Source organism: Chryseobacterium sp. CFS15 (assembly GCF_031118795.1).
In the GTDB taxonomy this organism is placed as follows: Bacteria; Bacteroidota; Bacteroidia; order Flavobacteriales; family Weeksellaceae; genus Chryseobacterium; species Chryseobacterium indoltheticum.
The window spans coordinates 16,388-29,019 of sequence record NZ_JAVHYL010000009.1; the positions used below are offsets into that span (position 1 = coordinate 16,388).

At 37.2% G+C, this 12,632-nt stretch carries 14 protein-coding genes; 5 read left to right on the plus strand and 9 right to left on the minus strand.

The genetic code is table 11. The features are described 5' to 3' along the window. Nucleotide 1: 1 nt before the first annotated feature. Genes OH814_RS14310 through OH814_RS14350 form a run of 9 tightly spaced genes read right to left on the minus strand, consistent with a single transcriptional unit; the run spans nucleotide 2 to nucleotide 6,894 of the window. A complete protein-coding gene (locus OH814_RS14310; RefSeq protein WP_308828619.1) occupies nucleotides 2–439 on the minus strand; it encodes a molybdenum cofactor biosynthesis protein MoaE in 438 nt (145 codons plus the stop codon). Beyond that, a complete protein-coding gene (locus tag OH814_RS14315) occupies nucleotides 432–1,541 on the minus strand; it encodes a ThiF family adenylyltransferase (RefSeq protein ID WP_308828620.1) in 1,110 nt (369 codons plus the stop codon). Before OH814_RS14315 ends, OH814_RS14310 begins: the two co-directional genes overlap by 8 nt. Nucleotides 1,542–1,544: 3 nt before the next feature. Continuing rightward, on the minus strand, nucleotides 1,545–1,775 hold the full coding sequence (locus OH814_RS14320; protein ID WP_076562842.1) for a MoaD/ThiS family protein: 231 nt from the start codon (nucleotides 1,773–1,775) through the stop codon (nucleotides 1,545–1,547). Further along, nucleotides 1,775–2,263 carry a molybdopterin-binding protein gene (locus OH814_RS14325; protein WP_308828621.1) on the minus strand — a complete coding sequence of 163 codons (489 nt, stop codon included), beginning with the start codon at nucleotides 2,261–2,263 and terminating at the stop codon, nucleotides 1,775–1,777. Before OH814_RS14325 ends, OH814_RS14320 begins: the two co-directional genes overlap by 1 nt. Before the next feature lie 5 nt (nucleotides 2,264–2,268). After that, nucleotides 2,269–3,003 carry a sulfite exporter TauE/SafE family protein gene (locus OH814_RS14330; RefSeq protein ID WP_076562846.1) on the minus strand — a complete coding sequence of 245 codons (735 nt, stop codon included), beginning with the start codon at nucleotides 3,001–3,003 and terminating at the stop codon, nucleotides 2,269–2,271. A 10-nt stretch (nucleotides 3,004–3,013) separates the two neighbouring features. After that, nucleotides 3,014–4,192: a gephyrin-like molybdotransferase Glp gene (glp, locus tag OH814_RS14335; protein ID WP_308828622.1), complete on the minus strand. Its 1,179-nt coding sequence runs from the start codon at nucleotides 4,190–4,192 to the stop codon at nucleotides 3,014–3,016. Beyond that, complete coding sequence (locus OH814_RS14340; protein ID WP_308828623.1) at nucleotides 4,189–4,785, minus strand: nucleotidyltransferase family protein; 597 nt, start codon at nucleotides 4,783–4,785, stop codon at nucleotides 4,189–4,191. Before OH814_RS14340 ends, glp begins: the two co-directional genes overlap by 4 nt. Further along, entirely contained in the window at nucleotides 4,785–5,765 is a 981-nt protein-coding gene (gene moaA, locus OH814_RS14345) for a GTP 3',8-cyclase MoaA (RefSeq protein ID WP_308828624.1), read from the minus strand. Before moaA ends, OH814_RS14340 begins: the two co-directional genes overlap by 1 nt. A 10-nt stretch (nucleotides 5,766–5,775) precedes the next feature. After that, nucleotides 5,776–6,894 carry an XdhC family protein gene (locus OH814_RS14350; protein ID WP_308828625.1) on the minus strand — a complete coding sequence of 373 codons (1,119 nt, stop codon included), beginning with the start codon at nucleotides 6,892–6,894 and terminating at the stop codon, nucleotides 5,776–5,778. A 266-nt stretch (nucleotides 6,895–7,160) separates the two neighbouring features. Between OH814_RS14350 and OH814_RS14355 the strand changes: the two genes are divergently transcribed. The 5 genes from OH814_RS14355 to OH814_RS14375 all read left to right on the plus strand — a co-directional run bounded on the left by OH814_RS14355 (nucleotide 7,161) and on the right by OH814_RS14375 (nucleotide 12,605). Then, a complete protein-coding gene (locus OH814_RS14355) occupies nucleotides 7,161–7,754 on the plus strand; it encodes a (2Fe-2S)-binding protein (protein ID WP_076562854.1) in 594 nt (197 codons plus the stop codon). Continuing rightward, nucleotides 7,751–8,728, plus strand: a complete 978-nt coding sequence (locus OH814_RS14360; RefSeq protein WP_308828626.1) for a xanthine dehydrogenase family protein subunit M — start codon at nucleotides 7,751–7,753, stop codon at nucleotides 8,726–8,728. Before OH814_RS14355 ends, OH814_RS14360 begins: the two co-directional genes overlap by 4 nt. A gap of 34 nt (nucleotides 8,729–8,762) precedes the next feature. Further along, on the plus strand, nucleotides 8,763–10,991 hold the full coding sequence (locus tag OH814_RS14365) for a xanthine dehydrogenase family protein molybdopterin-binding subunit (protein WP_308828627.1): 2,229 nt from the start codon (nucleotides 8,763–8,765) through the stop codon (nucleotides 10,989–10,991). A gap of 118 nt (nucleotides 10,992–11,109) precedes the next feature. After that, nucleotides 11,110–11,589: a 2Fe-2S iron-sulfur cluster-binding protein gene (locus tag OH814_RS14370; RefSeq protein WP_308828628.1), complete on the plus strand. Its 480-nt coding sequence runs from the start codon at nucleotides 11,110–11,112 to the stop codon at nucleotides 11,587–11,589. After that, nucleotides 11,586–12,605, plus strand: coding sequence for a xanthine dehydrogenase family protein subunit M (locus OH814_RS14375; RefSeq protein WP_308828629.1), 1,020 nt, complete (start codon nucleotides 11,586–11,588; stop codon nucleotides 12,603–12,605). Before OH814_RS14370 ends, OH814_RS14375 begins: the two co-directional genes overlap by 4 nt. Nucleotides 12,606–12,632 lie beyond the last annotated feature (27 nt).

Here is a 12,632-nt window from a genome sequence, read left to right on the forward strand (position 1 = left end):
TTTACTGATTGATTTTCCATTGATGTGTTTCGTCCTCAAAAATTTCTTTGCCCCAGATAGGAAGTTCGTTTTTTATGCGTTCTACCACTTCATTACAAGCCATTGTCGCTTCATTTCTGTGTTTTGACGAGGTAAAAACAAACAGGCAGATTTCTCCTACATGTACAGTTCCAAGGCTGTGATAAATGTGCATACAAGTTATATCATATTTTTCAAAAATCTCTTCTCTGATTGCCGCCATCTGGCTTAAAGCCAAGTCTTGGTAAGCGGTATATTCTATTGCTTTTACCGTTTTTCCATCAACTTCATCAGCACGAATTTGTCCTAGAAAAATCTGATGCGCCCCGATTTCAGTTTTCGTAGAATGTTTGGTGATACTTTCTGCGATAAATAACGGTGAAACAGGACTATTTTGAAATATATTTTTAATCTTACTCATTCATTTCTTTATTTAATTGATTGATACCGCCTTCCAAATGACCGATTGTATAATCCTGATCCAATATTTCTTTTAAGATCTGAGCTCCAATCATACTTCTTTTGCCTGATTGGCAAACAACAATAATATTTTGTTTATTAATTTGATTTGAATTTTCCTTTAACTGAGCTAAAGGTATTGATAAATAGGGCAATTCAAGCTTAGGAAGCTCATCAGTTTCGCGGACATCAATAATAACTGTATCCGGAATTTCTGCAATTTCTTTGAATTCTGAAGAAGAAATATTTGTAATTCCCTTTTGTTTAATTCCACAATGGAGTTCGTAATTCATCTGTTCAAATTCCTTTAAGGTCGAGGGAATATTTTCATTTGTTAAATTCTCTGTAGGAATTTGAAAAATTGCGGTCTGATAATCAAGAATATTAATTGTCATTAATTTATTGATTAATGGATTTCCCGTTCCTGTAATTAATTTAATGGTTTCGGTAGCTTGTATCGTTCCTATAATTCCGGGTAAGACACCTAAAACTCCCGCATCATTGCAATCTGGAACTTCGCCAGGTTTTGGTGGTTCGGGAAAAAGATGTCTGTAATTTGTGGCAAATCCATCAGCATCGATAACATTAAAAATTGCAGCCTGACCTTCATACTGATAAATAGCTCCAAAGATCAATGGCTTTTCCATCAGTCTGGAAACATCATCCAACAAATAACGTGTGGGGAAATTGTCGGTGCAATCTATTATTACATCACAATCCGATATGATTTCAACAGCATTTTTTGTAGTAATTCTTTCAGAAACAATATTAATTTGTACCTCCGGATTCATTGCATTTAGTCTTTCAAACGCCGCTTCGGTCTTCAATTTTCCAATGTCGTTTGAAGTGAATAAAATCTGCCTGTGTAAGTTACTTAATGAAACTTTGTCATCATCAATAATTCCAATGTTTCCAACTCCGGCTGCGGTTAGATATTGAAGAACAGGACATCCTAGGCCTCCTGCTCCGACAACAAGAACCTTAGCTGACGCAAGCTTTTTCTGAGCTTCTATGCCAAAGCTTTTCAATGTTATCTGTCTCTGATATCGTTCCAAATTCAACATAAATTATCCTCCTGAATAGGGTGGCATCAGTGCTACCACATCGTTATTATTTAATTCTGTATTTCCTGAAATGATTTTCTCATTTACTGCAATTCGCAATTTTAATTCCCTTAAATCGGGAAATTTTTCATTGAGCTGTGCCAGCAACCTATCTGTATTTTCAGCTTTACATTCAAAATCTAAGCCTATAATCTCTTTCAGTCTGCCAAAGCTTATTATTTTTATTGTACTCATTAATCCACTTTTTTTAGTTCAATGGTTTTCAGCATTTTTACATATCTTCTGCCTGTAACAAAATCGGTAGGCGATAAGGTAGAAAAACCGTCCTTAAGTCTGCCCTCAACCTGCGGAATAACCAACACATTGTCACCAACAGAAGTATTGAAGATTTCGTTCCATGAAAAAATGACTTTATAACCGTCTTCCGCCTTACAGACAATATAATATTCACTTAAAACTTTCGGCGACTTCTCTTTAAACGAAATTTTTGAAAGAACATCTTTAAGCAAAACACCTTTTATATTCTTAATTGTAGATTTATACTCCTTTAAATGATTGGTTATCTGAATACTGTCAAGGGTATGCTTAGGGAGTTTTCCCAGATCAGCAGTCGTAATTATTGTTTTTTCTTTATCTGGTGCGATGACTTCGATATTATTCTTCGCCTGTGAAAACGATAAAGTTGAGATAAAAATAGTAACTGAAAAAATTAAATGTTTCATTTATTTTAAATTGTGCTTGATATCAATTTATAGGAAGCCATTAAAAGTACTACTGCCAATACATATTTCAGTCCATTTTGACTTAATCTTTTTGAGGCTAAATAAGATCCTAGCAATCCTCCTGCAAATGCAAAGACAATATACAACAACATATTGCTGGTAAAAGCAATTTCTTTCGTAAACATACCACCTAAACCAGCCACAGAATTGACAAAAATAAAGGCCGCACTGATCGCAGCGGTCTGTTTCTGATTGGTCCATTTCAATAAAATAAGGACAGGAGAAAGTAATATTCCGCCACCAATACCAATCATTCCTGAAAATAAGCCGATAACTCCACCGAAAATCAATGATAAATATATTTGAGGATTTTTCAGCTCATCCTCATTCGGACTTTTAAAAAAGAAAAACCGGAACACCGGGAAAAGTAATAATACACCTAAAATGCGTTTGTACAGAGTATCTTCAATATGAATCATTCCACCAATAAACGCAAGCGGTATCGATGCGATCGCAATAGGAATAAAAATACGAAGCTTGAAATGCCCGCCTCTGTAATATTGGATGAAAGAAGTGAGAGACACAAATAAGTTGAGTACGAGTGCGGTTGGCTTCATCTCTTTAGGGGCAACTCCGTACAAAGCCATCAAAGCTAAATAACCGCTTGCACCGCCGTGTCCTACTGCCGCATATAGAGCTGCAATTACAAATAAAATAATATAAAAAAATTCTACGCTCATTTTCGAATTCCTATTTTAATAATATGATGTCAACAATTTCATCCTTCTCACAACCTTCTGAATTTTCTTTGAGAATCATCAGACAATTAGCCTCGGCAAAAGACTGCAAACGATAAGATTCCTGCGCATGAAGCGGAGTGACCTTTCCGTCGAGATAAGTGGCTTTAAGAAAATGAGTAAGACCGATTTTCTTTTGATATCTAGTTGTTGTAATGGCCTTGGTTTCTGTAGTAATTGACGGACGATTTATTATTTTTGAAAGTAACGGAGCGATATATAAATAAAAACAGGTCAGGGCAGAAGATGGATTTCCCGGCAGTCCGAAGATTAACTTTTCTTCTTTAGTTCCAAAATAAAATGGCTTTCCGGGCTTTTGTCTGATTTTATGAAATTTCTGTTCAACTCCACACTTTTTTGCAGCATCAATCACATAATCGTAATCACCCACACTTACGCCACCAACCAAAATCACAATGTCTGTTTTGGTAAGTGCCGAATTTAAAGTTCTTTCGACTTGTAAAGAATCATCTTTTACCCAAAATGTCTCAATATGATTAATTCCAGACTGTCTCAAAACGCTTTCCAACTGATAAGAATTAGATTCAAAAACTTGCCCAAAATCAAGATTTTCGCCTGGCTTTACCAATTCATTCCCCGTTAAAATTAAGGAGACAGAAAGGGGCGAATAAACTTGTACTTCAGTACATCCTATTCCCGCCAAATATCCGATTGCCGCAGCTGAAAGGTAACTTTCAGAGCTTATTGCAACGGTGTCTTTTTTAGCATCACTTCCGATAGGTCTTACATTAACGTCTTTTTCAAGATCACTATCTTCAATGATAAGCAAATCATCACCCTCAATTTTGACTTTCTCCTGCATTACGACCGTATCTGCTCCAGCGGGAAGTGGTGCTCCTGTAAAAATCCGATAAGCTGTACCATGTTCTAGATTAGCTCGTTCCGTAGATCCGGCAGGTATTTCGCCTACAATTTTTAGTTTTAAATCTTTATCTTCAAATCTAAGCGCATAGCCATCCATCGAAGATTGTGTAAAATTCGGGATATTGTATTTAGAATAAATATCTTCGCTAGTCGTGTATCCAAAGGCTTCTTTCAAAGGAAGATTCTGATGTTTTCTTTGTGGAATATTTTGATTGATGATTTTCTGAGCTTCCTGTATGCTGATCATTCCTTAGTTTTTAAATTTTCATAATCTGATGGTGTATCAATATCGATAGCGCCTTCGTCAAAGGTAAAAATATTGACGTCATCCATATTTTGCTGAATGATTTTTTTTGCACCTTGTTCACCGCTAAGATGTAGTAATTTTTTAAAATATTTTTTTGAAAACAATACAGGAACGCCGATCGTGCCTGCATATTTGGCGGCGATAATTTCTTTTGAAGAATAATCAGCAAGTTTTAACATTTCGATAAAAACTTCGCTTGAAAGATAAGGCTGATCGCAAACTGAAATAAAGCATCTTTCCATTTCCGGCAAATGATTCAATAAGGTTTGCAGTCCAGATTTTATGGATGAAGCCATTCCGGATTCCCATTCTTCATTGACTGATATTAATGTAATTTTATCCTTAATTTGAAAAGCTATTTCACTGTGATTTGCACCTAAGACAAGGATGATTTTATTATTATCGAATACTTGTAAAGAGGTATCAACTATCCTTTCCAGCAGAGTTTTTCCCTGATAAAGTAACAGTTGTTTTGGCGACCCCATTCTTGTGGAATTTCCGGCAGCCAATAATATAATTCCGGTGTTTTTCATTATCCGCCAATATTAATCATACTTCTGTTCTGAATAATCGAAGCATTTATTTTTTCAAACTTTTCATTCAGTTGTCCACCCTGCGTTTTTGCTTTTGACCAAATTGCTGATTCTATAATCGGTACAATATCCTGACGTTGTCTAAACGGAGTTAACAGATCTGTTTCTTTTTTTGAAAAAAGACAGTTTTTCAGCCTACCGTCTGCAGTAAGTCTTATTCGATTGCACCCACTGCAAAAAGGTTCGCTCATTGTGCTGATAATGGAAAAACTTCCCTGATGTCCATTGATGCTGAAATTTTTTGCTGTATCGTGAATGCCCATTGGCAAAGGTTTAAAATTGTATCTCTCTCCGATAATTTCTAGAATTTCTTTTTGTGTCATCACCTGATTACTGCTCCATTTGTTCCCGCTGAAGGGCATAAATTCTATAAAACGAACTTCCAAAAGCTGTGTTTTTGTAAATGCAATGAAGTCACAAATCTCATCATCATTAATTCCTTTCATCAAGACGACATTGATCTTGGTTTTGATGTTCTTTTCCAGTAGAAGATTTATATTTCTCATCACGCGGTCAAAATAATCTCGGCGCGTTATCTTTTGAAATCTGTCTTTCTGTAAGGTATCGAGACTGATATTAATACTGTGAAAATTAGATTGAATAATCTCAGGAAGAAAATCATCGATACGAATCCCGTTTGTGGTGCAGCTCAATTGAACAGGTAATTTAGCCAAATTGGTGATGATCTTTGCGGCATCTTTTCTTACAAATGGTTCACCACCTGTGAGCCTGATTTTATTAACGCCATTTTGAACAAAAAGCTTTGCTAGCATATCAATTTCATCCACCTGCATCAGTTTTGAATGCGGTGTAAAATCATAATTCTCTTCCGGCATGCAGTAAAAGCAACGGAGATTGCAGTTGTCTGTCAGCGATATCCGGAGATAATTGTGTACCCTTCCAAATTGATCTGTTAACATAATTTTCTTTTTAAATCCTGATGATGTCAGTATGAATTTTTTCTTTTTTATCTCTTAGCGATAAACCTTTTTTACCACTCAGAACCGCTTTAATTTCAGCAATGACCGAAATGGCAATTTCTTCCGACGTTTCAGCACCAATATCCATTCCAACAGGTCCGTAAAGTTTGTTTAATTCTTTTTCACCAACGCCGATCCCGTCATTTTTAAGATCTTCCAGCATTCTGTTAAGTTTAGTTTTAGGCCCTAATAATCCTATATACTGTGTTGGCTGATCGATAATTAGCTTTAACAATGCCAAATCATAATTATAATTGTGGGTCATTAAAACAAAAACTGTAGCCTCGTCAATTTCAATGGTATTAATGATTTCCTCAGGCTTGGATAAGATAACTTCACTGGCAGTGGGAAATCTTTTTTTGAGAGCATGTGTTGCTCTTCCGTCCACAACGATGGTTTTCCAGCCCAGAATAGAGGCTGTTTCTACGAGAGGTTTAACATCATCTCCTGCTCCTGCAATAAGCAGAGTCGTCTGTGGGGATATATATTGAAGTAAAATTTCACTTGAAGATATCTTACTCAGTACGCTTTGTTTCTTTTCCAAAACTTGTAGTGAAAGATTTTGTAATTCAGTATCTGTAATGAAATCTGAGGTTAACAAAGTCACTTTATGATTATTCATCAATCCGACAGTTCCGATCTGCATGCTTCTGTTTTCAATGGAAAATGATGTTATAACAATGGATGCCATTCTGTTCTCTATTGATTTTTCTAAAAGGTGAATTGGATTTTGAGCACAACTCTCATCAATATATTCGAATAAAATATGAACAATTCCGTTGCACCCCAACTGTACACCAAATTCTACATCATCGGGATTACTCGTGTCATACGTAACGAGTTTTTTACTTTTCTGATGAATGGCAAGGACGGCTTTTCTCAATGCATCACCTTCCAGACAGCCGCCACTGATAGCTCCTGTGAGTTGTCCGTCTTCTGTCACCAGCATTCTTGCTCCAGCTTGCCGGTATGAAGAGCCTTCTACTTTCACAACAGTAGCCAACGCTGTTTTTAATCCATCATTATAGGCTTTTTTATAGGCTTTTACGATGTCTTTTATCTCTTTCATGAAGATACATTTTTCAGATTATTAAGTTTGTTTCACAGTAAGTATGTCTTTAATATGAAAAATATACTTAACTTTATTTATGTATATTCAAATTTACATAAATATTATATTTTTAAGTGGTTGTAATACGCTAATCAGTAATATTGGTCTATAAAACCGTAATATGTATAATTGTATACTCAATTGATTTAGTGATTTTTGTTTACAATAATTATTCACAAATATAATTTCTGAAATATCATTATTAACTTGATAAAAAATAATTTATGGAATTAAAAGGACAATACAGTAGGAGAGGCTTCCTAAAAGTTTCGGGATTGCTGGCGGCTTTTGTAACTATTCCGTCTTCGGTAAAAGCTTTCTATCAGGATGTAAAGCAATATTTTATCCCCAAGAAAAATGTGTCGCGGCTTACCTTATCCATCAATAAAAAAAGTCATACGCTTTATGCAGATACCCGTACAACATTGCTCGATTTATTTAGAGAGCAGCTTAATCTTACGGGCTCAAAAAAAGGTTGCGACCATGGGCAGTGTGGTGCGTGTACAATACATATTGACGGAGAAAGAGCCTTAAGCTGCCTTACGTTAGCTGCAATGGCTCAGGGAAAAGAAATCACAACCATTGAAGGTTTATCAAACGGAAGCGAACTTCATCCGATGCAGAAAGCGTTTATAGAATGTGACGGTTTCCAGTGCGGCTATTGTACACCGGGGCAAATTATGTCAGCCGTTGCCTGTGTTAATGAAGGACACACCGGTTCTGTTGATGAAATTAAAGAATACATGAGCGGAAATCTCTGCCGTTGCGGAGCATATAACGGTATTGTTCAATCCATTCAAAAAGTAGCAGCACAATGAGACCATTTAATTTTGAAAAAGCAAATTCTGTTGCTGAAGCTTCAGCCATGAAATCTGTGAATAAACAATTCATTGCGGGTGGTACCAATTTGGTTGACCTGATGAAAAAAAATATAGCACAACCGGAAACCTTGATCGATGTTCATTTAGCGTTAACCAATTCAATTGATTATCAAAACAATGTATTGATCATTGGCGCAGTTGCTAGTAACACTAAAGTAGCAGTTGATAAAGAAGTAATTGAAAAATTTCCTCTCATTTCTAAAGCTATTTTAGCAGGTGCCTCACCCCAAATCCGGAATATGGCTAGTTCTGCAGGAAATCTGCTGCAACGGACGAGATGTCCTTATTTTTATGATATTACAACTCCATGCAACAAGAGAATACCAAACAGTGGCTGCAGCGCAGTTGACGGAAATAACAGAATGAGTGCGATTGCCGGATATAACGAGCAGTGTGTGGCAGTTCATCCATCTGACTTTTGTGTAGCTTTAGCGGCTTTGGATGCAACCGTAACAGCAGTGACAAAAGAACAGAAAGAGATTACAATTCCGTTTAAAGATTTTCATAAATTACCGGAAAATACACCGTGGCTGGATAATAATTTGCCTCAGGACGCTGTCATAACCAAAATAGAAATTCCAAATAATTCTTTCAGCAAACATTCTACATATGTCAAATTAAGAGATCGAAGTTCATATGCTTTTGCATTAATTTCTGTCGCCGCAGCACTAGATTTAAACGGAAAAAGAATTAAGGAAGCCCGTCTTGCATCAGGAGGGGTGGCACATAAACCTTGGCGCTGGTTTGAAGTTGAGAAGTTTTTAGAGGGAAAACGAGTTGCCGAAGATGTTTTTGAAGAGGCGGCAAAACTGGCAACCAAAGATTTGAAACCACTATCTGAAAATGGCTATAAAATACCCATGCTTCAGGGAGCGATTGTAACAGCTTTAAAAAATTGTATCAATCAATAAGTTGAATATATACATTAAAAAAAAAGTAAATGTTATGGGATTAATTGAATTGATAAAAGATAAATTTAAAAAGCCGGAAGGGCGTGTGGAAGGGGTGGACAAAGTAACCGGTAAAGGGAAATATGCCGCTGAATACGAGGTGAAGAATATGGCTTATGCCGTCTTGGTTGGAAGTACTGTTCCGGCAGGCTCAATACAGTCAATTTTGGTTGATAAAGCAAAAGAGGTAGAAGGTGTTCTCGATATAATTACCCATCTCAATAAACCTATAGTTCCGGGTTTATCTACCGAAGAAAAAATTAAAGAGGCAAAATTAGGCCTGCCTGTTTTCCATACCAATAAAGTATATTTTAAAGGCCAGCCTATTGCAATGGTGATTGCAGAAACGCTTGAGGATGCCACTTTTGCAGCCTCACTGATAGAAATTGAATATCACAAAGGTAGCTTTAGTGTTGATTTTGATGCAACGAAAGAATCTGTACCGTTGAAGCCTGAAGGTAAGGAAAGAGGAAGTCAGGATAGCTGGCGGAATTCTCAGTTTATTATAGATCAACAATATAATATTAAAGCTGATGTACACAACCCTATGGAAATGCATGCAACGATTGCACATTGGACCGGTAATGATACCTTAAGGCTATATGACAAGAATCAGGGGGTAAATAATGTACAGAAAACCTTCGCCAAATTGTGGGCGTTACCTGAAAAAAACATTGAAGTTTTCAGTGAATTTGTAGGCGGAGGTTTTGGCTCCGGGCTTCGGGTCTGGCCGCATGTATTGGCATCGATAATGGCCTCAAAACAGGTCAATAGACCCGTAAAACTCATGCTTACTCGTCCCCAAATGTTTGCTGGAACAGGCTACAGACCTGCTTCCTGGCAGCGTATCAGATTAGGCTCAGATGGGTCAGGTAATCTTTTGGGGATTCTACATCAGGCAAAAAATGGAACTTCTGTATATGAAAATTTTAACGATGGAATTACCCGCGTCAGCAGATTAATATATAAACTACCCAATTTAAAAGCAGAAGCAGCAATTGTTCCATTAAACTTAAGCACACCCACCTGGATGCGGGGTCCCGGCGATTGTACAGGCGTGTTTGCCTTAGAATCTGCTGTCGACGAGCTAAGTTATCAACTGAAAATGGATCCTGTCGAATTAAGATTAAAAAATATTTCACTTGAAAAGCATCCGGATTCCGGTTTACCGTGGTCGACCCACTTCCTTGATGAAGGAATTAGAAAAGGGGCAAAAATGATTGGCTGGAATTCCAGAAAAGCTATTCCTAAAAGCAGTGTTGACGGAGATTGGTACATCGGTTACGGAATGGCTGTTGGGATGTGGAATGCCGGCAGGCAGGAAGCTAAAGCTGCCATCATTATGCATAAGGACGGTAGTATTACTGTACAAACGGCAATGACAGATATTGGAACGGGTACCGGAACGGGTATGCAGAATATTGCCCATGAAATTACGGGAATCTCTAAAAATAAAATCAATATTGAATTAGGAAATTCAACGCTTCCGCCGGCACCCAGTCAGGGCGGAAGTACAGGATTATCATCTGTGAGTGGAGCAGTTCATGATGCGAGCAATCAATTAAAAGTAAAGTTGGCAGACTATGCTTCTTCAGTCAATCAAAACTTTAAAAATGCTGCTCTGGAAAATATTATTCTTTCAGATAAAGGAATTAGTTTAAAAGATAAATCAGTCATTTTTGTTGCGTATTCAGAATTATTCGAAAAAAATAATTTAAATGACATCCGTTTGGAAGTTTCATCTAAACCGGGAAGTGAGCGTGAAAAATATGCATTCTGTTCATCTGCAGCTCATTTCTGTAAAGTAAGGGTGAACAAGAGAACCGGAAAAGTCAAAATAGAGAAACTTGCCGTAGTAGGAGACGGCGGAAAGATCATCAATACCCAGGCAGCGGCAAATCAGATGTCGGGTGCGGCAGTTGGCGGTATTGGGATGACTTTGATGGAGGAAAATCAGATTGATGCTAAATTAGGAACTCTGATTGCCAATGATCTGGCGGGGTATCATTTTGCCGTTAATGCAGATGCACCGATCATTGAGGTTGAATTCATCAATAAACCAGATCCCAATATTAATCCGTCCGGGGCAAAAGGTCTTGGTGAAGTCGGAATTATTGGAACAGCTCCGGCGATTGCTAATGCTATTTATAATGCTATTGGATTGCGTATGAGAGATTTGCCAATTACGCCTGACAAAATATTATTGGCATTAAATCAAAGATAAATCAATATTTCCGCTAATTATTTTAATTAAATTACCGGTAAATTATACCACATCAACCGTTATCTTCGCATAACGGTTCTTTTTTTGTAGTGCTTTCGTAATACCAAATCTTACGCATATGGCAAGTAATGAAAAACAATCAGTTACACTCAATGTAAATGGTGAAGATCATCATTTGGAAATTTTACCTTGGGTTTCCCTGCTTGATGCTCTTCGGGAAAGAATTCATCTTACGGGCACAAAAAAAGGATGCGACCACGGTCAGTGCGGCGCATGCACTGTTTTAATTGACGGTAAAAGATCATTAAGCTGTCTTACCCTTGCCGTTATGAAAGATAGATCAGAAATTACAACCATAGAAGGAATTGCTAGTGACGGAACTCTTCATCCTGTACAACAGGCATTTATTGATCATGACGCTTTTCAATGCGGATATTGCACTCCGGGACAGATTTGCAGTGCCATTGGTCTGCTTAATGAAAATAAAGCCAATACCTGTGAAGAGGTTCAGGATCTGATGAGTGGAAATCTCTGCCGTTGCGGTGCTAACAAGGGAATTATTAATGCTGTAATGGCTGTAAAACAAGGGATGTCATGAATAATTTTACCTATACAAAAGCCACCGATATCGACAATGCTGTTGCATTGATTAATGCAGGTGATGACAACAAAATCATTGCGGGAGGTACTAACATTATCGATCTTTTGAAATATTTTATAATCGAAGCCGATACATTGGTTGATATCAATAAAATTTCAGGGATTAATGAATTAACTGAACTCCCAGATGGCGGAATCCAAATTGGTGCGTTGCTTACAAATGCAGATACTGCATATCACCCTGTTATTGAAGAAAAATATCCTTTGTTATCAAAAACAATCTTAGCAGGCGCTTCTCCTCAAATCAGAAATATGGCCACCAATGGCGGTAATTTACTGCAGCGCACACGATGTTATTATTTTTATGATATTCATACGCCTTGCAACAAACGGGAACTGGGTTCCGGATGTTCTGCAATTAAAGGATATAACCGTATTCATGCTATTTTAGGACATAATGAAAACTGTATTGCAGTCTTTCCTTCGGATATGTGCGTGGCACTATCTGCATTAGATGCTGTCATCAATATTTCCGGACCGGATGGTGAGAGAGCCATAGAATTTTCAGGTTTTCATAGACTTCCCGAAGATAGACCAGATATTGATAATAATCTAAAGAAGGGTGAACTCATTACTTCGATTAATCTACCTGAAAAGGGATTCTCCAAAAATTATTCTTACCTGAAATTACGTGACAGAAGTTCTTATTCCTTTGCATTAGTCTCTGTAGCGACAGGCCTGGAGCTGGAAAACAAAACTATAAAAGAGGCAAGAATTGCCCTTGGAGGTGTAGCTCACAAACCATGGCGGGTAAAAGAAGCAGAAGATTTTCTTATTGGCAAAGAACCAAATCAGGAGAGTTTCAGTGCTGCGGCAGATCGTATTCTTAATGGCGCAAAAGGTTTCGATCACAACAGTTTTAAAATCGATTTAGCTAAAAAAGCAATTGTGAGAAACTGTATGATGGCACTTGATCCGTCATCACAACGTCCGGGTGCAAAACCTTCTTTATAAATTATTATTAATTCTAAAATCAAAATT